Here is a 25088-nt window from a genome sequence, read left to right as displayed (position 1 = left end):
GCACCGTGGCATTTACCCTGGTTGATTGGGCGATCATTGCGATCATCGCCGTCTCCACACTGATCAGTCTCAAACGCGGCTTCGTCAAGGAAGCCCTGTCCTTGCTCATCTGGATCATTGCCGGTGCGGTGGCGTGGATGTTCGGTGGCTCGCTTTCGGTGTACCTGGAAAGCTATATCCAGACGCCCTCCATGCGCGTGATCGCAGGCTGCGGTATCTTGTTCGTCGCCACCTTGCTGGTGGGGGCGATGCTCAATTTTCTCATCGGCGAACTGATTCGTGTCACCGGCCTGTCGGGCACCGATCGTTTTCTGGGCATGGTCTTCGGCGCCGCCAGGGGCGGCCTGCTGGTGGTCGTGGCACTCGGGCTGCTGAGCCTGGGGCCGGTTCAACAAGACACGTGGTGGCAGGAGTCTCGCCTGATACCTCGGTTTCTACTGGTAGCCGACTGGTCCAAAAACCTGGTTGTGGGCTTCACCAGCCAATGGATGTCCGGCGGAGCGATCAGTACGCCGTCTGATCTTCCGTTCAAGGAGCAGCTGCTCGGGCCGACCCGGCCTTGAGCGCTATTCACTCAAGTTTCATCAAAGTAGGGGTTGCGTCGCATGTGTGGCATCGTCGGTATCGTCGGTAAGTCGAACGTCAATCAGGCGCTGTATGACGCGCTTACGGTCCTCCAGCACCGCGGCCAGGACGCTGCCGGTATCGTGACCAGCCATGACGGCCGGTTGTTCCTGCGCAAGGATAATGGCCTGGTGCGCGATGTGTTCCAGCAGCGCCACATGCAACGCCTGGTGGGCAGCATCGGCATCGGCCATGTGCGCTACCCGACGGCGGGCAGCTCGACCTCCGCCGAGGCCCAGCCGTTCTACGTCAACTCGCCCTACGGCATCACCCTGGCCCACAACGGCAACCTCACCAACGTCGAGCAGTTGGCCAAGGAGATCTACGAGTCGGACCTGCGTCACGTCAACACCAACTCCGATTCCGAAGTGCTGCTCAACGTATTCGCCCATGAGCTGGCCGTGCGCGGCAAGTTGCAGCCTACCGAAGAGGACGTGTTCGCCGCGGTCTCCCATGTACACAGCCGTTGCGTCGGCGGTTACGCTGTCGTTGCCATGATCACCGGCTACGGCATCGTCGGTTTCCGCGATCCCAACGGTATCCGCCCGGTCGTCTTCGGTCAGCGCCACACCGACGAAGGCGTGGAGTACATGATTGCTTCGGAAAGCGTTGCGCTCGACGTGCTCGGCTTCACCCTGATTCGCGACCTGGCGCCAGGCGAGGCGGTCTACATCACCGAAGAAGGTCAGCTGTACACCAAGCAGTGTGCCGAGGCGCCGAAACTGCAGCCCTGCATTTTCGAACACGTCTACCTGGCCCGCCCGGACTCGATCATGGACGGTGTCTCGGTGTACAAGGCGCGTCTGCGCATGGGCGAGAAGCTCGCCGACAAGATCCAGCGCGAACGCCCGGACCACGGCATCGACGTGGTCATCCCCATTCCGGACACCAGCCGCACGGCCGCGCTTGAGTTGGCCAACCACCTGGGCGTGAAATTCCGCGAAGGCTTCGTCAAGAACCGCTACATCGGCCGCACCTTCATCATGCCGGGCCAGGCTGCCCGCAAGAAGTCGGTCCGCCAGAAGCTCAATGCCATCGAGCTTGAGTTCCGCGGCAAGAACGTCATGCTGGTTGACGACTCCATCGTGCGCGGCACCACCTGCAAGCAGATCATCCAGATGGCGCGCGAGGCCGGCGCCAAGAATGTCTATTTCTGCTCCGCAGCCCCTGCAGTGCGCTACCCCAACGTCTACGGCATCGACATGCCGAGCGCTCACGAACTGATCGCCCACAACCGTACCACCGAGCAGGTGGCCGAGTTGATTGGCGCCGACTGGCTGGTCTACCAGGACCTGCCTGACCTGATCGATTCGGTCGGTGGCGGCAAGATCAAGATCGAGCACTTCGATTGCGCGGTATTCAACGGTGAGTACGTCACTGGCGATATCGACGAAGCCTACCTTGACCGCATCGAGCAGGCCCGCAATGACCTGGCCAAGGTCAAGACGCAGGCGGTCAGCGCAATCATCGACCTCTACAACAACTGATTTCAGGGAGCGATGGCATGACCGATCAATGGGATGCCGGGCGACTGGACAGCGACCTGGAGGGTGTCGGCTTCGACACCCTGGCAGTGCGCGCCGGTCAGTGCCGTTCACCGGAGGCCGAGCACAGCGAAGCGCTGTTCCTGACCTCCAGCTACGTGTTCCGTACGGCTGCCGATGCGGCTGCGCGTTTTGCCGGTGAAACCCCGGGCAATGTCTATTCGCGCTATACCAATCCGACCGTACGGGCATTCGAAGAGCGCCTGGCGGCGATGGAGGGTGCCGAGCAGGCCGTGGCCACCTCCACCGGCATGGCGTCGATTCTGGCCGTGGTCATGTCGCTGTGCAGTGCAGGCGACCACGTACTGGTCTCTCAGAGCGTGTTCGGGTCGACCATCAGCCTGTTCGAGAAGTATTTCAAGCGCTTCGGCTTGCAGGTGGACTACGTGCCGTTGGTCGATCTTGCCGGCTGGGAGCAGGCCATACAGGCCAATACCAAGCTGCTGATCGTCGAGTCGCCGTCCAACCCACTGGCCGAATTGGTCGATATCGCTGCGCTCAGCGAAATCGCCCATGCCCGTGGGGCCATGCTGGTGGTCGACAACTGCTTCAGCACACCGGCCTTGCAGCAACCGCTCAAACTCGGTGCCGACATCGTCTTCCACTCCGCCACCAAGTTCATCGATGGCCAAGGCCGCTGCATGGGCGGTGCAGTGGCAGGCCGTGCCGAACAGATGAAGGAAGTGGTCGGTTTCCTGCGCACGGCAGGCCCGACGCTCAGCCCATTCAACGCGTGGGTATTCACCAAGGGCCTGGAGACGCTGCGTCTGCGTATGCGGGCTCACTGCGAGAGTGCTCAGGCACTGGCGCAATGGCTGGAACAGCAGGACGGTATTGAAAAAGTGCATTACGCCGGCCTACCAAGCCATCCGCAGCACGAATTGGCCAAGCGCCAGATGAGTGGCTTCGGCGCTGTGGTGAGCTTCGAAGTCAAGGGCGGCAAGGAAGGGGCCTGGCGCTTCATCGATGCTACACGGGTCGTTTCGATCACCACCAACCTGGGTGACAGCAAGACCACCATCGCTCATCCGGCCACCACCTCCCACGGCCGCCTGACGCCCCAGGAACGTGCGGCTGCCGGCATCCGCGACAGCCTGATTCGTGTGGCCGTGGGCTTGGAGGACGTGGCGGATCTGCAGGCCGACCTGGCGCGTGGACTGGCGGCATTGTGATCGAAATTGGTCTCAACACGCCCGGCCACAACGGCCGGGTCGCTTTGGTCACCGGTGCTGCGCGCGGTATCGGCCTTGGCATCGCCGCCTGGCTGATCTGCGAAGGTTGGCAGGTGGTGCTCAGTGACCTCGACCGCCAGCGGGGGGCGAAAGCGGCCAAGGCCCTGGGGGATAACGCCTGGTTCATCACCATGGATGTGGCAGATGAGTCCCAGGTCAGTGCCGGGGTGTCCGAGGTGCTCGGGCAATTCGGCAGGCTTGACGCGCTGGTGTGCAATGCTGCGATTGCCAACCCCCACAGCCAGACGCTTGAAAGCCTGAGCCTGGCTCAATGGAACCGCGTGCTGGCCGTCAATCTCAATGGCCCGATGCTGCTGGCCAAGCACTGTGCGCCTTACCTGCGCGCGCACAATGGCGCCATCGTCAACCTGACGTCCACGCGGGCGCGGCAGTCCGAGCCTGACACTGAAGCTTATGCCGCCAGCAAAGGGGGCCTTGTGGCACTCACCCATGCGCTGGCCATCAGCCTGGGCCCGGAGATTCGTGTCAACGCCGTGAGCCCGGGGTGGATCGATGCCCGGGATCCCTCTCAGCGCCGTGCCGAGCCGTTGAGCAATGCTGACCACGCCCAGCACCCCACCGGTCGCGTGGGCACCGTCGAGGACGTTGCAGCGATGGTCGCCTGGCTGCTGTCCCGGCAAGCAGCGTTCGTGACCGGTCAGGAGTTCGTGGTCGACGGCGGCATGACCCGCAAGATGATTTACACCTGAAGGCCCTTTTGGACAGACCAGAAGAGGAGGGGACCGCAAGGTCCCTTTTTCGTGCCCGGGCTTGGCTGGGCACAAATCAAGGTGTGCTCGGCTTTGCACTGGGTTAGCGTTAGCCGCACCTGCGAGTTGGAAAAAAACTCAACAGGGCTATTGACTTAGCGTCGTCACCTGCGTAAATTTCGCGGCCTCAGCGAAGCAAACGCAACACGTTACATCGCGAGGGTGATTAGCTCAGCCGGGAGAGCATCTGCCTTACAAGCAGAGGGTCGGCGGTTCGATCCCGTCATCACCCACCACTTCCTGAGATGTTCCTGACGCTCAAGGCTTCGCAAGAAGCTAACAGCCAGAGAGGAATGCACTGCGCAGCGGTAGTTCAGTCGGTTAGAATACCGGCCTGTCACGCCGGGGGTCGCGGGTTCGAGTCCCGTCCGCTGCGCCATTTTGATTAACAGATGGGTGCTTGTCGCCGGTCTGAAGCCACAAGGTCCAGCACCTTGGGCTGACCCAGTTTCAATCGGGCGCAAGCCTGAACGATACGCAGCGGTAGTTCAGTCGGTTAGAATACCGGCCTGTCACGCCGGGGGTCGCGGGTTCGAGTCCCGTCCGCTGCGCCATCTTCGCTCCAAGGTCCCTAGAACACCTTGAGGCACCCATGAACGAATGGTCATTGCACCGTTTTTCATGCCTTCCCCCAGCTTATCTGGTGGGTAGACCCAAGTTTCAATCGGGCGTAAGCCTGAATGATACGCAGCGGTAGTTCAGTCGGTTAGAATACCGGCCTGTCACGCCGGGGGTCGCGGGTTCGAGTCCCGTCCGCTGCGCCATCTTCGCTCCAAGGGCCTTTGAACACCTTGGCGCTACGTGAAAGCGACCTTCGGGTCGCTTTTTGCGTTTTTGGCGTTTGCCGTATTTACCTTGCCGCCTGCATGAAACCTTGCGGGTACTTCACCGACCAGTGGTTCCTGTACCTGGCTGCTGTGTTGCACAATAGGCACCTTCTTGAAATACCCGGAACCCTCGATGACAAGATCTTCCGTTTCTGGTGCGCTCGTGCTGGCCGCCCTGTTGGCCGTACTGAGCGGTTGTGCGTCCAAGAAACCTGCGGTGTACGAGCATGAGAACTTCGATGACTCAGGCACGTTCTCGCGCAGCTTTCCCTTAGGTGATGCCAACTCCTGCGAAGCGGCCCGCCGTGCGTTGCTCAGCCAAGGCTATATCATCACCAGCAGCGGCCCCAACCAGGTGGTCGGCAACAAGAGCTTCCAGCAGAACAGCGATAACCACCTGCAGATCAGCTTCAACGTCACGTGTGCCCCGGATGCGAGCGACGAACAGCACTCGACCATGTTCGCCAATGCCCTGCAGGACCGCTATGCCCTGAAAAAGTCCAATACATCGGCAAGCTTGGGCGTAGGGGTGCTGGGTTCGGTGTCGATGCCGATTGGCTCGAGCGATGACTCGATGGTGAAAGTCGCCAGTGAGACAGTCACGGCCGCGCAGTTTTACGACCGCTACTTCGCGTTGGTGGAAAGTTACCTGCCCAAGCCCAAGCCCAAGGCGCAATCGTTGAGCCAGCCCAAGGCCGAACAACCCGCGCCGAAGACCGAGAAGCCTGCGGTGGAACTGGGCTTGCCGGAGCAGGCTGCGGCCAGCCCGGCGCCGGTACCGGTCGAGGCTGCACCGGCTGCGCCAGACACGGCCCCCAAGGACGGTGCCTCACCCGCCGCGTTTGCGCCCGACCAGCAGACTGTCCAGGCACCTGCCAGTGGGGATCAACTGAGCTCGCAGCCCGTCGCGCCTCCCGCCGATGCAGCACCCATCGAGGTGCAGCAGGCTGAGCCGGTCACGCCAGCCCCGCAGGATCAAACGGCCCCTCAAGGCCAGCCCTCGACGCCATGAGTCTGCAGGGCCGGTGCCGCCACGATTCGGGCGTCGAGGCGGCCAGGCCCTAGCCAGGTTTGACAGACCGGTCGATCAGCGGCACGCCGCTGAGTTCTTGCAGCGCTTGGAACGTGATTTGCGCGCAAATCTCGACCACTTCGAGCCCCGCTGGTGTCACGTCCATTACCGCGAGGTCCGTGTAGATGCGGCTCACGCAACCAATGCCTGTCAGCGGGTAGGTGCATTTGCTCACCAGTTTGCTTTCGCCGGTTTTGGTCAGGTGGTCCATCATCACGAACACCTGTCGGGCGCCGGTGGCCAGGTCCATCGCGCCGCCCACTGCCGGGATCGACCCCTCGGCGCCGGTGTGCCAGTTAGCCAGGTCGCCGTTTACGGAAACCTGGAAAGCGCCGAGCACGGCGATGTCCAGGTGCCCACCGCGCATCATCGAAAATGAATCGGCATGGTGGAAATAGGCGCCACCGGTCAGCAGCGTCACATGCTGCTTGCCAGCGTTGATCAAGTCATCGTCCTCCTCGCCTGGCGCAGGGCTTGGGCCCATGCCCAGTACACCATTTTCACTGTGCAGGAACACTTCCTTGTCGCCCAGGTAGTTGGCGACCAGGGTGGGTGCGCCGATACCCAGGTTGACGTAGGCACCTTCCTCGATGTCGGCTGCAACGCGCTGGGCCATTGCCTCACGCGAGCGTCGTTGGGTGATGGTCATGGACGGGCCTCAGAATGGGTGATTGGATGGGCGGCGTCCGGGACCGCCACCACGCGTTGCACGAAGATGCCCGGTGTGACGATATGCTCCGGGTCCAGCTCACCCAGCGCGACGATCTGGTCGACCTGGACGATTGCAGTCTTGGCAGCCATGGCCATGATCGGTCCGAAATTGCGGGCGGCCTTGCGGTAGATCAGGTTGCCCCAGCGATCACCCTTGTGCGCCTTGATCAAGGCGAAATCGGCATGCAACGGCATCTCCAGTACGTACTGGCGACCGTCGATCTCCCGCGTTTCCTTGCCTTCGGCGAGCAAGGTGCCATAGCCGGTGGGTGAAAAGAAGGCGCCGATGCCAGAGCCTGCCGCGCGAATGCGCTCGGCCAGGTTACCTTGCGGTACGACCTCCAGCTCGATCTTGCCAGCCCGGTACAAGGCGTCGAAAACATACGAGTCGGATTGGCGCGGGAACGAACAGATGATCTTGCGCACGCGTGCGGCCTTGAGCAATGCAGCGAGGCCGGTGTCGCCGTTGCCAGCATTGTTGCTGATGATGGTCAGGTCGCGTGCACCCGTGGCGATCAACCCGTCTATGAGCTCAGAGGGCATGCCAGCGGTACCGAAGCCGCCGACTAGCAGGGTCGAGCCATCGGTGATGCCCGCCACGGCGCTGGCAATGGTTGCATGGGTCTTGTCGATCAAGGCGTAGCTCCCGTCGATGCTTTTAAAAATGCCATCGTGCAGTGCACGATGCGCCCAGCACTGGCTGGCGCTTGATGGGGGATGAACGTGAGCTAGCTTGCCGCAAGCCGGGCCATGGGCGCAGTGGTCAAGGCAGTTTCTGGGCGATTACCGAACCATTGTTGCAAGCGCGCGCCGCGTCGGTCCGTGTTAGGGACGTATTGGATTAAACGAACGCGCCCGCCCACAGGTCCATGTTCCTGATACGAGAGGGCGCACGGCGCGAAATGCATCGTCACGTCACCCCCATGTCATGTCACCGCTAAGGTGCCGACGAACTCAGCAACCCGTATTCGGATAAGGACGCAGGAAGATGGACGATTACCAGGAAGAGCTACTGGAATTTCAGGCCCACGAGATGGACACGCCCGAACCGGCAGAAGACGCAACCGAACTCTAGTCCCCGCGTCGCTGCGTGCGGCGGTACGTGCCAGGCGTAAGGCCAGTCCAGCGCTTGAACGCGCGCTGGAAGGCCTCTGCCGAAGCGAACCCCAGCAGGTAGGCGATTTCGCCGAAGCTCAACTGGGTATCGCGGATGTAGGTCTCGGCCAGGTCACGCCGCGTGCCGTTCAACAGGTCACGAAAACGCGTGCCTTCTTCTGCCAGCCTGCGCCGCAGCGTCCAGGGCGGCAGTTGAAGCTGCAGGGCAATTTCGTCGAGCTCCGGCTCACGTCCCCCATTGAGCAGCGGCCCGAGCAGGTGGGTGATGCGTTCGCCCAGGCTACGCACGCGCGTCAGCTGCTGCATGTGTGCCTCGCTTACGGTCAGCAGTTGATGCCAGGTGCTGGGGCAATGCCTGGGGTTTGGCAGTTGCAGCGTGGCGCGGCTCAGGCGCAACTGGTTGCACTCGGCGGCAAAGCGGACCGGCGCGCTGCACAGGGGCTGATAGAGGGGGGCGTAGCTTGGGGCTGCAAACTCGATGTCCACGCGCTCGGCCAGCACTGGCGTACCGACCAGGTCGCCCAGCTGGGCCAGCCAGCCGGCGAGCAGCGAGTCGACCACAAAGCGGTTATAGGCGTTGTACGGGCTGATGGAGTAAAAACGCAGCCAGGCGCCTTCGCCATCTTCGCAGTAAGTGGACTGGCCTCGATAGTTGGAGGCGTACAGCGGCTCGAAGCGCAGCAAGGTGCGCGCCGCCTCGCCCAGGGTTGGCGCTTGCGCTGCCGTGACCCCGGCCAGCCCGGTATGGGCCAGCCGGCTTAACTGGCCAATCTGCAAACCCAGTGCAGGTTCGGCGCACAATGCGATGGCGGCGTGGCCCAGGTGCATGTAGCGCGGTATCGACAGGCGCGCATTGGCCTGGGCCAGCCGCGCCGTGTCCAGGCCATAGCGTTCGAGCAAGGGTGCAGGGTCGTGGCCCAGCCGTCGAATCGCGTCCGCCAAGGGTTGCACGAAGCCTACCGACAGGTCGCCCAGCCTTACCTGCGGGCGGCTCATGGTGCTAGAGCCATATATTCAGCAAGCGGGCACCTGGGCTGGGTGGCCCGGTCAACAGGTCGCCGGCTTGCCAGGCAAATCCTTGCCCATCGGCGCCTTGCTCCCAGAACTGGCCGCGCATGAAGACGCTCACACTGCTCACCTGATGACCGACAGGCGCGGTCAGCCGGTGCCAGGCCTCTTGCTCGCTGACCTCGCCACGCTTGACGGGCAAGCGCGTGCTGACAGGCTGGTGGCGATTGCCGCGCCAGGGTGTCAACCAGCTGTGCCTGCCGCTCAGAAAGGCAGGGATGGCCACCAGTTCGACCGATTGGGCCAGCAGCTGCTGGTGATTTTCCGGATACCAGCTGTCGCTCCCCACCAATACCCCAAGCCGCCCCGCAGGCGTGTGCAGCACCTGCAGAGGCTGGTCCACACCAGGGTGGATGAACCGCCTGTTCTCGCTGTCCGGATAGTGCTGGCGCTGGGGTTGGCCCAGGATGTTACCGTCACCGGCGAATACCACGCTGCTGTTGAACAGCGGCCCGCGCCCGGGGTGCAATGCACCCTCGCTGACATAGGGCTGCGGAAGCACGATCGAGCCAGCTACCAGGGTGACGCCGAATTCCTTGGCCAAGCCGCCGAACACCTGCTGGTAATCGGCTGCCATCTGATCGGCCTTCATGCGCAGATGGGCATCGGCCCGTCGGTCATCGCCCTCGGCCGCAAGCATGGCCCAGCCATAGCGAAGCGGGTTACTCAGCTCGAACCATTGCAGTGCTTCACGCTGCTGGGTCACCTGGTAGAACGCGTTCTTCTCGCCACGTGCCCACAGCCAGGTACCGATGTGCTCAGGCAATACCACCACGGTGCGAGGCGTGATCAGGCCTAGCGTGCGCGCCTGCTCGAGGTAGGCGGCAAGTTTGCGGTGCAGGCGTTGCAGGTCCTGGTAGTCCCCTGGGTACAGCAGCGGCTCGACGCCCAGCAGGTTGCCATGCTCGCCGGGTTGCCCGTGGTTGACTGCCAGCTCGATGCGCAAGTCAGACAGGTAGTGCCCCTGTGGGCGCTGTTGGGTCCAGAAGGCGTAACCACACAGGGCGGCGATCACCCCCAGCAGCAGGGCACTTGTCAGAAATTTTTTCATGAAACGCTACAAGGCAATGGGCATGAAGGAGCCCTAGGGTAGACGCGCTGTTCGGGATGATCAATAACTTGTCAGTTCTGGTCATTGAGCCGGTTCAAACGGCTGTTTACTGTCTGCTTCATATAACGACAGGGCCGCCTCAGGGCGAAATGCCCGTTTACCGTGATCATCAGAGAAGCCGAACCATGACCGACACTCGCTACCCGCACCTGCTGGCCCCGCTGGACCTGGGCTTCACCACGTTGCGCAACCGTACCCTGATGGGCTCCATGCACACGGGTCTTGAGGAACGTCCAGGCGGGTTCGAGCGCATGGCTGCCTATTTTGCCGAACGGGCGCACGGCGGCGTAGGCCTGATGGTCACCGGTGGCATTGCACCCAACGATGAAGGCGGTGTTTACGCAGGCGCCGCCAAACTCAGCACCGAAGCCGAAGCCGAGCAGCACCGTATCGTCACCGAGGCGGTGCACGCCGCAGGGGGCAAGATTTGCCTGCAGATTCTTCACGCCGGGCGCTATGCCTACAGCCCGCGCCAGGTGGCGCCAAGCGCCATTCAAGCGCCGATCAACCCGTTCAAGCCGCGGGAATTGGACGAGGCGGGGATCGAAAAGCAGATTGCCGACTTCGCCCACTGCGCGCTGCTTGCGCAGAAAGCTGGTTACGACGGTGTCGAGGTCATGGGCTCGGAAGGCTATTTCATCAACCAGTTCCTCGCCGCTCACACCAACCACCGCACCGACCGTTGGGGCGGCAGCTACGACAATCGCATGCGCCTGGCCGTGGAAATCGTCAGCCGGGTGCGCCGCGCGGTGGGTCCTAACTTCATTATCATCTTCCGCCTTTCGATGCTCGACCTGGTCGAGGGCGGCAGCACCTGGGACGAGATCCAGACCCTGGCCAAGGCCATCGAGCAGGCGGGGGCAACGTTGATCAATACCGGTATTGGCTGGCACGAGGCGCGCATTCCCACCATCGCCACCAAGGTGCCGCGTGCAGCCTTCAGCAAGGTCACCGCCAAGTTGCGCGGGGTAGTGGGTATTCCTTTGATCACCACCAACCGTATCAATACGCCAGAAGTGGCCGAGGCGGTGCTGGCCGAAGGGGATGCGGACATGGTGTCCATGGCCCGTCCGTTCCTGGCCGATCCTGCCTTCGTCAACAAGGCTGCAGCCGGGCGTGCTGATGAAATCAATACCTGCATCGGCTGCAACCAGGCGTGTCTGGACCATACGTTTGGCGGCAAGCTGACCAGTTGCCTGGTAAACCCAAGGGCCTGCCATGAAACCGAACTCAACTACCTGCCCGTGCGCATGGCCAAGCGCATCGCTGTCGTGGGCGCCGGCCCAGCAGGCCTTGCCGCTGCAACGGTGGCTGCTGAGCGTGGCCATGTGGTGACCTTGTTCGAATCGGCCAGCGAAATTGGCGGTCAGTTCAATGTTGCCAAGCGCGTGCCAGGCAAGGAGGAATTCAACGAGACCCTGCGGTATTTTCGCAACAAGCTGCGCAGCACTGGCGTCGACGTGCGCTTGAACACGCGCGTCGACGTGCCAGCGCTTGTGGCCGGCGGCTATGACGACGTCATCCTCGCGACCGGCATCCTGCCGCGTGCACCGGCGATCCCGGGGATCGCGCACCCCAAGGTGCTCAGCTACCTGGATGTGCTGCTCGAGCGTAAGCCTGTGGGCAAGACAGTGGCCGTGATCGGCGCAGGGGGCATCGGTTTCGATGTATCCGAATACCTGGTGCATCAGGGCGTGTCCACCAGCCTGGACCGCGAAGCGTTCTGGAAGGAGTGGGGTATCGACACCCACCTCGAAGCCCGCGGCGGTGTAGCCGGTATCACACCCCAGCCCCACCCGCCTGCCCGGCAGGTGTACCTGATGCAGCGCAAGACCTCCAAGGTAGGGGATGGCCTGGGCAAGACCACTGGCTGGATCCACCGTACCGGCTTGAAGAACAAGCAGGTGAAGATGCTCAATGGGGTCGAGTACCTGGCCATTGATGACGCAGGCCTGCACGTGCGCATTGGCGGTGGCGAGCCGCAGGTGCTGGCGGTGGACAACGTGGTGATCTGCGCAGGCCAGGACCCGCTGCGCGAATTGCAGGACGGGCTGGTGGCTGCGCGGCAGTCGGTACACCTGATCGGCGGTGCTGACGTGGCGGCAGAGCTCGACGCCAAGCGGGCGATCGACCAGGGGTCGAGGTTGGCGGCGCAGCTTTGATTCACCGCCCGCGCCAGATGCTCTGCTGATAGACTGGCGCCCATGCCTGTCGAACTCCCCTTGGCCCCTCTGCAACGCCTGACATTGCCCTGGCTGGCGAGGGCCCAGGTCGAGGCTGCCATCCTGCGCCTTGACCTGATCGACCCCCTGATCAGCGGCAACAAGTGGTTCAAGCTGCGCCACCATCTGGAACAGGCGCTCGATGCCAAGGCCTCCGGCCTGGTGAGCCTGGGCGGCAACCATTCCAACCACCTCCATGCGCTGGCCGCTGCCGGCAAGCGCTTGGGCCTGGCCACGGCCGGCCTGCTGCGGGGTCATCCACGCCAAACACCCACCGTGCAGGATTTGCAGGCCATGGGCATGCAACTGCACTGGCTGGGCTACGAGGGCTACCGTGGTCGTAACGAGGCGGGTTTCTGGACGCCTTGGCACACGCACTATCCCGGCTGGCATTGCATCCCCGAAGGCGGAGGCGGGCAGGCCGGTGCGCAGGGATGCGCGTCGATCGTGACTCAACTGCACGCGCAGCTTGCGACGCTGGGCTGGTCGGACTATGACGCCTGGTGGTTGGCCGCTGGCACGGGCACCACGCTGGCGGGCCTGGTGCTGGCCGAATCAGGGGCCCATGCCGTGCATGGGGCGCTGGCCGTACCCGAGCACTATGGCGTGGCCGAGACCGTGGCGGCACTAGCCGGCACGCAGGGCTACCGCCTGCACAGCGCCAGCCGGGGCGGCTTCGGCAAGTTCGACGATCAACTGCTGGCCTTCATCGCCGATTGCGAGCAGCAGGCCGGCGTTCCTTTCGAGGCGCTCTACACCGGCAAGGCATTGCTTGCGCTCAAGGCTCAGGTCGAAGCCGGGCTGTTCGCGCCCGGCACTCGCCTGGTGTTCGTCCATACCGGCGGTTTGCAGGGCCGCCGGGGTTACTTGTAAGGCAGCATGCGCAACAACGTATTGTCGCGTTTGACGTAGTGATGATAAAGGCCGGCCAGTGCATGCAGTCCGATCAGCCAATAGCCCCATGTGCCGATACGCTCATGCCAGCCTTTGATGAACTTGGCCAGGTCCAGATCAGGACCGATCAGGTGCGGCAACTCCAGGCCATAGAACGGTACCGGTTTGTCGGCGGCGCTGAGGATCAACCAGCCGGCCAGCGGCATGCCGATCATCAGCAGGTAGAGCAGCAGGTGAACCAGATGGGCCAGCCCGGTTTGCCAGGCCGGAGGTTTAGGGGATATGGGCGGCGCGCGATGAAGCACGCGCATGGCCAGGCGCAGCCACACCAGCACGAATACGCTCAGGCCCAACATGAAATGCAGGTCTTTCATCAGGTTGCGCTCTGCACTGTCGCGCGGGAAGATTCCGCGAAACTCGATACAGGCATAGACAGCGGCCAGCAGCACCAGCATCAGCCAGTGCAGGACAATGGACACGCGCGCGTAATGGCGCGCCGGGGTGCTCGAAACCATGCTTGTTCCTCATCGGTCGGTGGGGTGGCGCTCTTGGTGGCGCTCAGGTCCAGTTTACGGTTTACCCAGGCTGTATCATTGCTCTAGGTCGGTGAAAAATATGTTGCCGCCCATGAGCGGGATCTGAGGTCACAGGGCCAAGTCGCCCGGCCACTGATCAGCAACCAGAAACACCCGCTCTATCTCTTGCCAGCTGCCGTCCTGCTGCCGCTGCACATTGACCAGCAATTGCGCAGGCGCATCGCGTGCCAGCAAGTGCAGCCAGGCGGCGAACTGAGCTGCGCTCCAGACCTCGCAAGCCGCACACCGTGCGGGGGCGAGCCAGGCACTGCGCACCAGCGGTTGCCAATGCGCGCCGGGTGCGCTGATCCAGTCCTTGCGATGCAACCAGCGGCCACGCAGGTGCAGGGGGTGTACACCCAGTGGCGCCTCGCTCGGGGCCAGCGCCGGGTAGAACAGGTAGCCCCCCATCCACATGCTGGCCTGCACCGGGGGCAGGTCGAGCCGCTCAAGGGCGGTACGGCCCTGGGTGCTGGCCGACATGGGCAACTGGTGGCGGCGGATGTGTTCCAGCTTGGCTTGCAGGCGATCGTGGCAGCCAGGCCCTAGCCAGCCGCCCGGGTCGGTACCAAAGCGCTCGGGGCCCAGGTACAGCTTGATGGCCAGCTCCAGGTGATGCACCCCGTCGCGATCACGCAGCACCACATCCAGCTCGCCCAGGGTCCGGCCGTCTTCACGGATAGCCAAGTTGGCCGCCAACAGTTCCACGCCGGGCGCCTGTTGCAACGCAAATTGCCACAGGCGCTCGTAATACAGCCCAAGGCGGCGACTGCCAAGGCCCTTGAGCCAGTGCTGCAAGGGCGTGTCATCAATGTCCAGCCCGTACAACCAGGCCTGCAATGCCTGCGGCCGTTCGATCCAGAGGCTGCCTGCCAGCGGGTGGCGCTGGGGGCAGCCTGCGCGCTCGAGCAGCGGCGGCGAGAGCAGGGTCCAGGCAAGGTCACGCACCGCAGGGCGCTGTAATAGCCGGGGCAGGTGCACGAGCGAAGGAAATGGCATCATCCTGCGAGCATAGCCGGTTTGCCGCTGCTTCGTGGTTCGCCCATAATCGCTGCATCGTCACCCGTCGCAGAGCCTTGCAGGAGCCCCATGGAGCAATTTCGCAATATCGGTATCATCGGTCGTCTCGGCAGCTCGCAGGTGCTGGACACCATCCGCCGACTGAAAAAATTCCTCCTCGAGCGCCACTTGCACGTGATCCTCGAAGACACCATCGGTGAAGTCCTGCCGGGCCATGGGCTGCAGACCTCCACCCGCAAGCTGCTGGGCGAGGTCTGTGACCTGGTCATCGTGGTCGGCGGCGACGGCAGCCTGCTGGGCGCTGCGCGTGCCCTGGCGCGGCATAATATCCCGGTACTGGGCATCAACCGGGGCAACCTGGGCTTTCTTACCGACATCCGTCCGGATGAGTTGGAAGAGAAAGTCTCCGAAGTGCTCGATGGTCACTACCTGGTCGAGAACCGTTTCCTGCTGCAAGCCGAAGTGCGCCGTCACCAGGAGGCGATCGGCCAGGGCGATGCGCTCAACGACGTGGTCCTGCACCCAGGCAAGTCCACCCGCATGATCGAATTCGAGATCTACATCGACGGCCAGTTCGTCTGCAGCCAGAAGGCCGACGGCCTGATCGTCGCCACCCCGACCGGCTCCACGGCCTACGCTTTGTCCGCCGGCGGCCCGATCATGCACCCCAAGCTTGATGCAATCGTCATCGTGCCCATGTACCCGCACACCTTGTCTGGGCGGCCGATCGTCGTCGATGGCAACAGCGAACTAAAGATCGTGGTGGCCAAGGACCTGCAGATCTACCCGCAGGTGTCGTGCGACGGTCAGAACCACTTCACCTGCGCACCCGGTGACACCATCACGGTGAGCAAGAAGCCCCAGAAGCTGCGCCTGATCCACCCGCTGGACCACAACTACTACGAAGTCTGCCGCACCAAGCTTGGCTGGGGCAGCCGCCTGGGGGGCAGGGACGACTGATGCTGGATCCGGCGCGCAGTTTCGACATCATCGGTGACGTTCACGGCTGTGCCTTGACCCTTGAGCGCTTGCTCGATGCCCTCGGTTACCAGCGCATTGCCGGCGTCTGGCGCCACCCTCGGCGGCAGGCGCTGTTCTTGGGCGATATCGTGGACCGCGGCCCGCGTATCCGCCAAGCCCTGCACATCGTTCACGACATGGTCGCCGCCGGGCAGGCGCACTGCATCATGGGCAACCACGAATACAGTGCACTGGGCTGGGTGACGCCGGCACTGCCGGGCAGCGGCAAGGCCTTCGTGCGCGAACATACCCCTCGCCACGCCAGGCTCATCGACGAAACCCTCACCCAGTTCGCCAATCACCCTGCGGACTGGCAGGCGTTTCTCGACTGGTTCCAGACGCTGCCACTGTTCATCGATGCCGGTCGTTTCCGCCTGGTCCACGCCTGCTGGGATGCAAGCCTGATCGAGCCGCTGCGGCGCCAGTACCCCGACGGGCGCGTCGATCGCCACTTCGTCCAAGCCTCGGCGGTGAGCGGCAGCTTTGCCGCCAACGTTTGCAACCGCCTGCTGCGCGGCACCGACATGCGCCTGCCCGATGGCCTCACCCTGACCGGTGGCGATGGCCTGACCCGCGCGTTCTTCCGCACCAAGTTCTGGGAAGATGATCCGCAGACCTATGGCGATATCGTTTTCCAGCCCGATGCGCTGCCGGCGGAGGTGGCCAACACACCGCTCAGCCACAGCCAGAAAAGCGCGTTGCTGCGCTATGCCGAGGACGAGCCCATGCTGTTTGTTGGCCATTACTGGCGCAGCGGCCGGCCCGCACCGATTCGCAGCAACCTGGCCTGCCTGGACTACAGCGCCGTGCTGTACGGCAAGCTGGTCGCCTACAGGCTGGACGATGAAACCCGTATCGACCCCCGCAAGTTCGTCTGGGTGGATGTCGACCGACCACAGGCTAGCCAATGAACATTATCCAAGTGATGCGCCTGCCGCTGACGGTCGACCTCAGCGGTTTCGTGCAGATGCTGCAACGCTTGCAGGTGCCGCACCGGGTCAGCGAGGAGGGCGAGGACCAGGTACTCTGGGCGCCTGAGGCCCTGGCTGACGAGGTGTTGCACCTCTACCAGCGCTACCCCGATGGCAACGCCGACCTGCAGGCCGAGCCTGACGCCGCGCTACCCGACCAGCAGGGGCAGGACATGTCACAGCCGTCGCTGCTGGCCCAGGCCAAGGCCTGCAAGGTCACCGCCCTGACGCTGTTGCTGACGTTCGTGGTCGCCGGGCTTACGGGCCTGGGCGACAACTTCACCACCATCGGCTGGTTCACGTTTCTCGATTTTCACGTGCAGGGCGATTACCTGTACTTCACGCCGCTGGCCGAGGGTCTGGCGCACGGGCAATGGTGGCGGCTGGTCTCGCCGATGCTGCTGCATTTCGGTGCGCTGCACCTGGCCATGAACAGCCTGTGGTTCTGGGAGCTGGGCAAGCGCATCGAATTGCGCCAGGGCCCATGGACGCTGCTGGGGCTTACCGCGCTGTTCAGCCTGGTATCGAACCTGGCCCAGCACTACACCACAGGGCCTGGCCTGTTCGGTGGGCTTTCAGGCGTGCTCTATGGCCTGCTCGGGCACATCTGGCTGTACCAATGGCGGGCACCGAACCCGCACTTCAACCTGCCCAAGGGCGTGCTGGTGATGATGCTCCTCTGGCTGGTGGTGTGCCTGACCGGCGTCGTCGGCACGCTGGGCCTGGGCCAGATCGCCAACGCCGCGCACGTCGGAGGGTTGCTCATCGGATGCCTGACCGGGCTCTTGGGTGGGGCGCTCGCCCGGCGTAAACTGTCGGCTTGAATCAGGAGACAACATGTCCACTTTCGCGCAAATGATCGAAAACATCACCCCGGAAATCTACGAGAGCCTGAAGCTGGCCGTGGAAATCGGCAAATGGTCGGACGGCCGCAAGCTGACTGCCGAGCAGAAAGAGCTGTCCCTGCAAGCGGTCATTGCCTGGGAGATGAAAAACCTGCCCGAGGACCAGCGCACCGGTTACATGGGCCCGCAGGAATGCGCGTCCAAATCCGCCCCCGCCCCCAACATCCTGTTCAAGTCGGACTCGGTACATTGATCGAACTCGCTCGTGGCTCGTTGAGCAAGATGGCCGTCAGCCTGGCCGACCCCGTGGTGCAATACAGCTTTCGCCTAGGCGATACCCTGGTGCCGGTCAACCCCCTGATCGGCAAGCCGCTGCGCCTGCAATACCTGGGTGCCATCCACTGCAGCCACTGCGGCAAGCGCACCAAGAACAGCTACAGCCAGGGTTACTGCTACCCCTGCATGACCAAGCTGGCCCAGTGCGACATGTGCATCATGGCTCCGGAGCGCTGCCACTACGACGCAGGCACCTGCCGCGATCCGTCCTGGGGCGAGCAGTTCTGCATGACCGACCACGTGGTCTACCTGGCCAACTCCTCCGGTATCAAGGTCGGTATCACCCGCGCCACCCAGCTGCCCACCCGCTGGCTCGATCAGGGGGCCAGCCAGGCCTTGCCTATCCTCAGGGTGGCCACTCGGCAGCAGTCCGGGCTGGTCGAAGACCTGCTGCGCAGTCAGGTGCCGGACCGCACCAATTGGCGCGCCCTGCTCAAGGGTGACGCCGAGCTGCTCGACCTGCCGGCATTGCGCGATCAGGTGCTGGAGGCATGTGCCGAAGGGCTTGGCCAGCTGCAGGCGCGCTTCGGCCTGCAGGCGATTCAGCCTCTGACCGACGCCGAGGTCGTGCACATGACATACCCGGTCCAGGCTTACCCGACCAAAGTGGTCAGCTTCAACCTGGACAAGAACCCGATCGTGGAGGGTACGCTGCTGGGCATCAAGGGCCAGTACCTGATCTTCGACACCGGTGTGATCAATATTCGCAAGTACACGGCCTACCAGTTGGCCGTGCTCCAGTAAAAGGGACCTGCAGATGCGTACCGAACAACCGCAAGTGATCCATCTCAAGGACTACAAGGCGCCTGAGTACCTGATCGACGAGACGCACCTGACCTTCGAGCTGTTCGAAGACCACACCCTGGTCCACGCGCAACTGATCATGCGCCGCAACCCGGTGCACGGGGGCGGCCTGCCTGCGCTGGTGCTCGACGGCCAGCAACTCGAACTGGTGCGCGCCGCCCTGGACGATGAACCCTTGCAGGAAGGCGACTACCAGATCGACGCAAGCAGCCTGACCGTTCAGCCACGGGCAGAGCACTTCACCCTCGACACCACCGTCAGGATCCATCCCGAAACCAACACGGCGCTCGAGGGCTTGTACAAGTCCGGCAAGATGTTCTGCACCCAGTGCGAGGCCGAGGGTTTCCGCAAGATCACCTACTACCTCGACCGCCCCGATGTGATGAGCATCTTCACCACCACGGTGATCGCTGAACAGCACCGCTACCCGGTGCTGCTCTCCAACGGCAACCCGGTAGGCAGCGGCCCTGCCGAGGACGGCCGTCACTGGGCGACCTGGGAAGACCCGTTCATGAAGCCGGCCTACCTATTCGCCCTGGTCGCAGGCGACCTGTGGTGCGTGGAAGACACCTTCACCCGCCAATCGGGCCGTGATGTGACCCTGCGCATCTATGTGGAGCCGGAGAACATCGACAAGTGCGACCACGCCATGGTCAGCCTGAAAAAGTCCATGCGTTGGGATGAAGAGGTCTACGGCCGCGAGTACGACCTGGACATCTTCATGATCGTCGCGGTCAACGACTTCAACATGGGGGCCATGGAGAACAAAGGCCTGAACATCTTCAACTCCAGCTGCGTGCTGGCGCGCGCCGAGACGGCCACCGATGCCGCGCACCAGCGGGTCGAAGCCGTGGTAGCCCATGAATACTTCCACAACTGGTCGGGCAACCGCGTCACCTGCCGCGACTGGTTCCAGTTGTCGCTCAAGGAAGGCTTCACGGTGTTCCGCGATGCCGAGTTCAGTGCCGACATGAATTCACGCACCGTCAAACGCATCGAGGACGTTGCTTACCTGCGCACCCATCAGTTCGCCGAGGATGCGGGCCCCATGGCCCACCCGGTGCGCCCGGACAGCTTCATCGAGATTTCCAACTTCTACACCCTGACCGTGTACGAGAAAGGCTCGGAAGTGGTACGCATGGTGCGCACGTTGCTGGGGGCCGAAGGCTTCCGCCAGGGCAGCGACCTGTATTTCGAGCGTCACGATGGGCAGGCGGTGACCACCGACGACTTCATCAAGGCCATGGAAGACGCCAACGGCGTGGACCTGACGCAGTTCAAGCGCTGGTACAGCCAGGCCGGTACGCCGCGCCTGGAAGTGACCGACGCCTACGACGAAGCGGCGCTCACCTATAGCCTGACGTTCCGCCAAAGCTGCCCACCCACCCCGGACAAGGCCGAGAAGCTGCCCTTCGTGATCCCGGTCGAACTGGGCCTGCTCGATGCCCAGGGCAACGACCTGCCGCTGCAATTGGCGGGCGAGTCCTCGGCAGTGGGCAGCACCCGGGTGCTGTCGGTGACCGAGGCCGAGCAGACTTTCGTCTTCCAGGGCATCCAGGCACGGCCGTTGCCGTCGCTGCTGCGCGGTTTCAGTGCCCCGGTCAAGCTGAGCTTCCCGTACGACCGTGACCAGTTGATGTTCCTGATGCAGCACGACAGCGACGGCTTCAACCGCTGGGAAGCCGGTCAGCAACTGGCCGTGCAGGTGCTGCAGGAGCTGATCGGCCAGCACCAGCGTGGTCAGGCGCTGCAACTGGACCCGCGTCTGGTCAGGGCGTTGGCTACGGTACTGGGCGACACTTCGCTCGATGCTGCCATGGTGGCCGAAATGCTCTCGCTGCCAGGGGAGGGCTACCTGACCGAGATCAGCCAGGTGGCCGATGTGGACGCCATCCACGCAGCCCGCGAGTTCGCCCGCCGGCAAATTGCCGAGCAATTGTTCGAGCCACTCTGGACGCGTTACCAGGCCAACCGCGCGGTCTCGCGTGACACCGCGTACGTTGCCTCTGCCGAGCACTTTGCCCGCCGCAGCCTGCAGAACATCGCCCTGTCGTACCTGATGCTCAGCGCTGAACCGCAGGTGCTGCAAGCGACCCTGGAGCAGTTCGAGCAGTGCGACAACATGACCGAGCGCCTCACGGCCCTGGCGGTGCTGGTGAACTCACCCTTCGAGGCCGAGCGCGCCAAGGCCCTGGAAAGCTTTGCAGAGCACTTCAAGGACAACCCCCTGGTCATGGACCAATGGTTCAGCGTGCAGGCGGCCAGTACCTTGCCAGGGGGCCTGGCACGGGTGAAGGCGTTGATGCAGCACCCCGCGTTCAACCTGAAGAACCCGAACAAGGTGCGCGCGGTGGTCGGTGCCTTTGCCGGCCAGAACCTGGTCAACTTCCATGCCGCCGATGGCTCCGGTTATCGCTTCCTGGCGGATCTGGTGATCGAGCTCAATGCCCTTAACCCGCAGATCGCCTCCCGGCAGTTGGCGCCGCTGACCCGCTGGCGCAAATACGACGCCGCCCGCCAGGCCCTGATGAAGGGTGAGCTGGAGCGGATTCTGGCTTCTGGTGAGCTCTCCAGCGACGTCTATGAAGTGGTGAGTAAAAGCCTGGCATGACGCCGGGGCCCGCTTGAGGGCCCCGGTTTCAACTGCCGACGTTGTTACGCTGCACAGGCAGCGCCTGCGGGTGAGTCGTGTTCGCCCGCAGGCGCTGCATCCTCTGCGCGCGAACGGCTCGTCCTGCGCCGATAACAAAACATAACACCCCGCCCGTTGTGCTCCGCCAAATCCTCCCGTTACGATCACCGCACGCCCTTGCAGGCCTCTATTGCGGGCATTTGTGCGTCCTGCAAGGTATTGACCCACCCAACAAAAATACAATCGGGGGCAGTCATGAGGAAATCGAGCAGGCGCGCTGGATGGCCGGTAGCGGCCGCTGCAGCGCTCACCCTTGCACTGAGTGGATGGCAAGGCGCGCAGGCTGCGTCAGCCGATGAATACTCCACCGAATCGGCCAAGGCCAGTCAAAGGCTGTTGATCGACGCTGCCCATGCGGGCACGCGTGTGGTCGTGGTCGGCGACCGGGGCCATATCCTGTTCTCTGACGACCAGGGCAGCACCTGGACCCAGGCCCGTGTGCCAACCCGCCAGCTGCTGACGGCCGTTTTTTTCCTTGATGACAAGCGCGGTTGGGCCGTCGGCCACGATGCGCAGATCCTCGCCACTGGCGACGGCGGGGCGACCTGGAGCAAACAGTTCGAAGACCTGTCACGCGAAGCACCCTTGCTCGACATCGTGTTCCTCGACGCCCAGCACGGCCTGGCCGTGGGCGCCTACGGCGCTTTGCTCGAAACCACGGACGGGGGCCAGCATTGGCGGGACGTGGCCGAGCGCCTCGACAACCCCGATCAGTTGCACCTCAATGCCATCGCCCAGGTACGTGACGCTGGCTTGTTCATCGTTGGGGAGCAGGGCGGCATGTTCCGCTCCGAGGACAATGGGCAGCACTGGCAGAAAGTCGAAGGGCCTTACCAGGGGTCGCTGTTCGGCGTGATCGGCACTGCCCAGCCGCGTACCTTGCTGGCGTTCGGCTTGCGCGGCAACCTGCTGCGCTCTACCGACTTCGGCGACACCTGGCAATCCATCCCCTTGCAGGCTGCGCGAGGCGAGCTCGAGTTCGGCCTGGCCGGTGCCACGCTGCTCGACGACGGCACTGTCGTGGTGGTCGGCAACGGCGGCAGCGTGCTGCGCAGCACCGATGCCGGCCAGACCTTCAGCGTCCACAACCGCCCGGACCGCATCGCCCTGTCCGGTGTCAGCGCCCTGCCCAACGGCGAGCTCCTGCTGGTAGGGCAGAGCGGCGCCCACATCGCCAATGCCAAGGGGCTCGACGCCGCCGACAGTGAGGCACAGCCATGAGCAGCCAGGAGCACCTTCCCATGCAGCCGCATCATCAGGACAAAGCCACACTGCTCGAACGCCTGATCTTCAACAATCGGCCGGCGGTCATCATCCTCTGTGTGCTGGTCAGCCTCTTCCTGTTCTGGCAAGCCACACAAATTCGCCCCTCCACCAGCTTCGAGAAAATGATCCCGTTGCAGCACCCCTTCATCGAACAGATGATGGAGCACCGCAACGATCTGGCCAACCTGGGCAACACCGTGCGTATCTCGGTCGAGGCGGTCAAAGGCGACATCTTCGACAAAAACTACATGGAGACTCTGCGCCAGATCCACGACGAGGTGTTCTACATCCCTGGCGTCGATCGGGCCGGGCTCAAGTCGCTGTGGAGCCCGAGCGTGCGCTGGAGCGAAGTCACCGAGGAGGGGTTTTCCGGTGGCGAGGTGATTCCCAACACCTATGACGGCTCGCAGGCCAGCCTCGATACCCTGCGCGACAACGTGCTGAGGTCCGGGCAAATAGGCCGGCTGGTGGGCAACAACTTCAAATCCAGCATCATCGACGTGCCACTGCTGGAAAGTTACCCCGACCCGCAGGACCCGGGGCGGGTGGTCAAGCTCGACTACCAGCAGTTCTCCCACTTGCTCGAAGAAAAGATCCGCGACAAGTTCCAGGCCCAGAACCCCAATGTGAAGGTGCATATCGTCGGGTTCGCGAAGAAGGTCGGTGACCTCATCGACGGGCTGGTCATGGTGGTGATGTTCTTCGGCATCGCCCTGCTGATCACCTGGGTGTTGTTGTACTGGTTCACCTGGTGCATCCGCAGCACCATCGCGGTGCTGATTACCACTTTGGTGGCGGTGGTGTGGCAACTGGGGCTGATGCACGCGGTCGGCTTCGGCCTGGATCCGTATTCGATGCTGGTGCCGTTTCTGATCTTTGCCATCGGTATTTCCCACGGTGTGCAGAAGATCAACGGCATCGCCCTGCAATCGAGCGATGCAGACAACGCCCTGACGGCGGCCAGGCGCACGTTCCGGCAGCTGTTCCTGCCGGGCATGATTGCCATCCTCGCCGATGCCGTGGGCTTCATCACCCTGTTGATCATCGACATCGGCGTGATCCGCGAACTGGCCATCGGTGCCTCCATCGGCGTCGCGGTGATCGTCTTCACCAACCTCATCCTGCTGCCGGTGGCCATCTCCTATGTGGGTATCAGCAAGAAAGCCATCGAGCGCAGCAAGCGCGACGCCACGCGCGAGCACCCGTTCTGGCGACTGCTGTCGCGCTTTGCCAGCCCCAGGGTGGCGCCTGTTTCCATCGCCCTGGCCCTGGTCGCCTTCGCCGGGGGCCTGTGGTACAGCCAGAACCTGAAGATCGGTGACCTCGACCAAGGGGCACCGGAGCTGCGGCCCGACTCGCGCTACAACCAGGACAACAACTTCATCATCAGCAACTATTCCACCAGCTCCGATGTGCTGGTGATCATGGTCAAGACGGCCGCCGAGCAGTGTTCGGTGCATTCGACCCTGGCGCCGATCGACGAGCTGATGTGGACCATGGAAAACACGCCTGGGGTGCAGTCGGCCATTTCCCTGGTCAGCGTGTCCAAACAGGTGATCAAGGGCATGAACGAGGGTAGCCTCAAGTGGGAAACCCTCTCGCGCAACCCCGATGTCCTCAACAACTCCATCGCACGGGCCGATGGTCTGTACAACGGCGATTGCTCGCTGGCGCCGGTGCTGGTGTTTCTCAATGACCACAAGGCCGAGACCCTCGAACGGGTGACGGCGGCTGCCAAGGCGTTTGCCGACAGCCACGACAGGGAAGGCTTGCAGTTCCTGCTGGCTGCCGGCAATGCCGGTATCGAAGCGGCCACCAACGAGGTGATCAAGTCGGCCGAGCTGACCATCCTGATCCTGGTCTACCTGTGTGTGGCGATCATGTGCCTGATCACCTTCCGCTCTTTCGCCGCAACCCTGTGCATCGTGCTGCCCTTGGTGTTGACCTCGGTGCTGGGCAACGCGTTGATGGCGTACATGGGCATCGGCGTCAAAGTGGCGACGCTGCCGGTGGTTGCGCTGGGCGTGGGTATTGGCGTGGACTATGGCATCTACATCTACAGCCGCTTGGAGAGCTTCCTGCGCGCTGGGCTGCCGTTGCAGGAGGCCTATTACCAGACCCTGCGCTCCACCGGCAAGGCTGTGCTGTTCACCGGCCTGTGCCTGGCCATCGGGGTGTGTACCTGGATCTTCTCGGCCATCAAGTTCCAGGCGGATATGGGCCTGATGCTGACCTTCATGCTGTTGTGGAACATGTTCGGGGCGCTGTGGCTGCTGCCGGCGCTGGCGCGGTTCCTGATCAAGCCCGAGAAGATGGCAGGCAAGGCGGGGTGCTCGATTTTCGCCCATTGAAACGACCGGTTGGTGTG

General features: G+C 63.2%; 21 protein-coding genes and 4 tRNA genes. 19 read left to right on the top strand and 6 right to left on the bottom strand.

Features of this window, described 5'->3' with window-relative positions; translation table 11 throughout:
• The first annotated feature begins 5 nt into the window (after positions 1 to 5).
• The 9 genes from ACF8E5_RS11690 (at position 6) to ACF8E5_RS11650 (ending at position 6009) form a co-directional block, all read left to right on the top strand.
• The gene (locus tag ACF8E5_RS11690; protein WP_058605534.1) at positions 6 to 563 is read left to right on the top strand and encodes a CvpA family protein; all 558 of its coding nucleotides are present in this window, start codon (positions 6 to 8) and stop codon (positions 561 to 563) included.
• Positions 564 to 605: 42 nt separating this feature from the next.
• Entirely contained in the window at positions 606 to 2111 is a 1506-nt protein-coding gene (gene purF, locus ACF8E5_RS11685; protein ID WP_058605533.1) for an amidophosphoribosyltransferase, read from the top strand.
• 17 nt (positions 2112 to 2128) lie between these two features.
• A complete protein-coding gene (locus ACF8E5_RS11680; RefSeq protein WP_027916499.1) occupies positions 2129 to 3340 on the top strand; it encodes an O-succinylhomoserine sulfhydrylase in 1212 nt (403 codons plus the stop codon).
• Positions 3337 to 4110 (top strand): SDR family oxidoreductase, encoded by a 774-nt coding sequence (locus tag ACF8E5_RS11675; RefSeq protein WP_058605532.1) that lies wholly within the window; start codon positions 3337 to 3339, stop codon positions 4108 to 4110. The genes ACF8E5_RS11680 and ACF8E5_RS11675 overlap by 4 nt, the downstream gene beginning before the upstream one ends.
• Before the next feature lie 220 nt (positions 4111 to 4330).
• Positions 4331 to 4406 (top strand) — tRNA-Val (locus ACF8E5_RS11670).
• Positions 4407 to 4472: 66 nt separating this feature from the next.
• A tRNA-Asp gene (locus ACF8E5_RS11665) sits at positions 4473 to 4549 on the top strand.
• A 98-nt stretch (positions 4550 to 4647) separates the two neighbouring features.
• Positions 4648 to 4724: transfer RNA gene (locus tag ACF8E5_RS11660), tRNA-Asp, on the top strand.
• A gap of 133 nt (positions 4725 to 4857) precedes the next feature.
• Positions 4858 to 4934, top strand: a tRNA-Asp gene (locus ACF8E5_RS11655).
• A 196-nt stretch (positions 4935 to 5130) separates the two neighbouring features.
• The gene (locus ACF8E5_RS11650) at positions 5131 to 6009 is read left to right on the top strand and encodes a DUF2242 domain-containing protein (protein WP_392475305.1); all 879 of its coding nucleotides are present in this window, start codon (positions 5131 to 5133) and stop codon (positions 6007 to 6009) included.
• A 49-nt stretch (positions 6010 to 6058) separates the two neighbouring features.
• Here the strand turns inward: ACF8E5_RS11650 and ACF8E5_RS11645 are convergent, their stop codons facing one another.
• From ACF8E5_RS11645 to ACF8E5_RS11630, 4 genes are all read right to left on the bottom strand, one after another.
• On the bottom strand, positions 6059 to 6718 hold the full coding sequence (locus tag ACF8E5_RS11645; protein WP_058637669.1) for a 3-oxoacid CoA-transferase subunit B: 660 nt from the start codon (positions 6716 to 6718) through the stop codon (positions 6059 to 6061).
• Complete coding sequence (locus tag ACF8E5_RS11640) at positions 6715 to 7416, bottom strand: 3-oxoacid CoA-transferase subunit A (RefSeq protein ID WP_058637668.1); 702 nt, start codon at positions 7414 to 7416, stop codon at positions 6715 to 6717. Before ACF8E5_RS11640 ends, ACF8E5_RS11645 begins: the two co-directional genes overlap by 4 nt.
• 435 nt (positions 7417 to 7851) lie before the next feature.
• A complete protein-coding gene (locus ACF8E5_RS11635; protein ID WP_058637667.1) occupies positions 7852 to 8892 on the bottom strand; it encodes an AraC family transcriptional regulator in 1041 nt (346 codons plus the stop codon).
• 4 nt (positions 8893 to 8896) lie between these two features.
• Positions 8897 to 10015: a nitrilase-related carbon-nitrogen hydrolase gene (locus ACF8E5_RS11630; RefSeq protein WP_145256411.1), complete on the bottom strand. Its 1119-nt coding sequence runs from the start codon at positions 10013 to 10015 to the stop codon at positions 8897 to 8899.
• A gap of 185 nt (positions 10016 to 10200) precedes the next feature.
• Here ACF8E5_RS11630 and ACF8E5_RS11625 point away from each other — a divergent pair, with 185 nt between their 5' ends.
• Together ACF8E5_RS11625 and ACF8E5_RS11620 are read left to right on the top strand one after the other, a co-directional pair.
• Entirely contained in the window at positions 10201 to 12237 is a 2037-nt protein-coding gene (locus ACF8E5_RS11625; protein WP_058637665.1) for an NADPH-dependent 2,4-dienoyl-CoA reductase, read from the top strand.
• Positions 12238 to 12279: 42 nt separating this feature from the next.
• The gene (locus ACF8E5_RS11620; RefSeq protein WP_392475304.1) at positions 12280 to 13170 is read left to right on the top strand and encodes a 1-aminocyclopropane-1-carboxylate deaminase/D-cysteine desulfhydrase; all 891 of its coding nucleotides are present in this window, start codon (positions 12280 to 12282) and stop codon (positions 13168 to 13170) included.
• On the opposite strand, the gene ACF8E5_RS11615 is transcribed toward ACF8E5_RS11620, so the two are convergent.
• Complete coding sequence (locus ACF8E5_RS11615; RefSeq protein WP_058605524.1) at positions 13161 to 13706, bottom strand: cytochrome b; 546 nt, start codon at positions 13704 to 13706, stop codon at positions 13161 to 13163. The two genes, ACF8E5_RS11620 and ACF8E5_RS11615, sit on opposite strands and share 10 nt — an antisense overlap.
• A gap of 129 nt (positions 13707 to 13835) precedes the next feature.
• Positions 13836 to 14765, bottom strand: coding sequence for a DUF1853 family protein (locus ACF8E5_RS11610; RefSeq protein ID WP_392475303.1), 930 nt, complete (start codon positions 14763 to 14765; stop codon positions 13836 to 13838).
• Between the two features lie 90 nt (positions 14766 to 14855).
• Here ACF8E5_RS11610 and ACF8E5_RS11605 point away from each other — a divergent pair, with 90 nt between their 5' ends.
• The 8 genes from ACF8E5_RS11605 (at position 14856) to ACF8E5_RS11570 (ending at position 25071) form a co-directional block, all read left to right on the top strand.
• On the top strand, positions 14856 to 15746 hold the full coding sequence (locus tag ACF8E5_RS11605) for an NAD(+) kinase (RefSeq protein ID WP_023533692.1): 891 nt from the start codon (positions 14856 to 14858) through the stop codon (positions 15744 to 15746).
• Positions 15746 to 16717 carry a metallophosphoesterase gene (locus ACF8E5_RS11600; RefSeq protein WP_058605522.1) on the top strand — a complete coding sequence of 324 codons (972 nt, stop codon included), beginning with the start codon at positions 15746 to 15748 and terminating at the stop codon, positions 16715 to 16717. The genes ACF8E5_RS11605 and ACF8E5_RS11600 overlap by 1 nt, the downstream gene beginning before the upstream one ends.
• Positions 16714 to 17601, top strand: coding sequence for a rhomboid family intramembrane serine protease (locus ACF8E5_RS11595; RefSeq protein ID WP_058637661.1), 888 nt, complete (start codon positions 16714 to 16716; stop codon positions 17599 to 17601). The genes ACF8E5_RS11600 and ACF8E5_RS11595 overlap by 4 nt, the downstream gene beginning before the upstream one ends.
• Positions 17602 to 17614: 13 nt before the next feature.
• A complete protein-coding gene (locus ACF8E5_RS11590) occupies positions 17615 to 17875 on the top strand; it encodes a YeaC family protein (RefSeq protein ID WP_392475302.1) in 261 nt (86 codons plus the stop codon).
• Entirely contained in the window at positions 17872 to 18702 is an 831-nt protein-coding gene (locus ACF8E5_RS11585) for a DUF2797 domain-containing protein (protein ID WP_392475301.1), read from the top strand. The genes ACF8E5_RS11590 and ACF8E5_RS11585 overlap by 4 nt, the downstream gene beginning before the upstream one ends.
• Before the next feature lie 13 nt (positions 18703 to 18715).
• On the top strand, positions 18716 to 21373 hold the full coding sequence (gene pepN / locus ACF8E5_RS11580; protein WP_392475300.1) for an aminopeptidase N: 2658 nt from the start codon (positions 18716 to 18718) through the stop codon (positions 21371 to 21373).
• 276 nt (positions 21374 to 21649) lie between these two features.
• The gene (locus tag ACF8E5_RS11575) at positions 21650 to 22675 is read left to right on the top strand and encodes a WD40/YVTN/BNR-like repeat-containing protein (RefSeq protein ID WP_392475299.1); all 1026 of its coding nucleotides are present in this window, start codon (positions 21650 to 21652) and stop codon (positions 22673 to 22675) included.
• A gap of 20 nt (positions 22676 to 22695) precedes the next feature.
• A complete protein-coding gene (locus ACF8E5_RS11570; protein WP_197844333.1) occupies positions 22696 to 25071 on the top strand; it encodes an RND family transporter in 2376 nt (791 codons plus the stop codon).
• Positions 25072 to 25088 lie beyond the last annotated feature (17 nt).

The sequence above is a fragment of the Pseudomonas sp. WSY_20 genome (assembly GCF_043104335.1).
In the GTDB taxonomy this organism is placed as follows: Bacteria; Pseudomonadota; Gammaproteobacteria; order Pseudomonadales; family Pseudomonadaceae; genus Aquipseudomonas; species Aquipseudomonas parafulva_B.
This window is presented reverse-complemented; position numbering and strand designations above follow the sequence as displayed.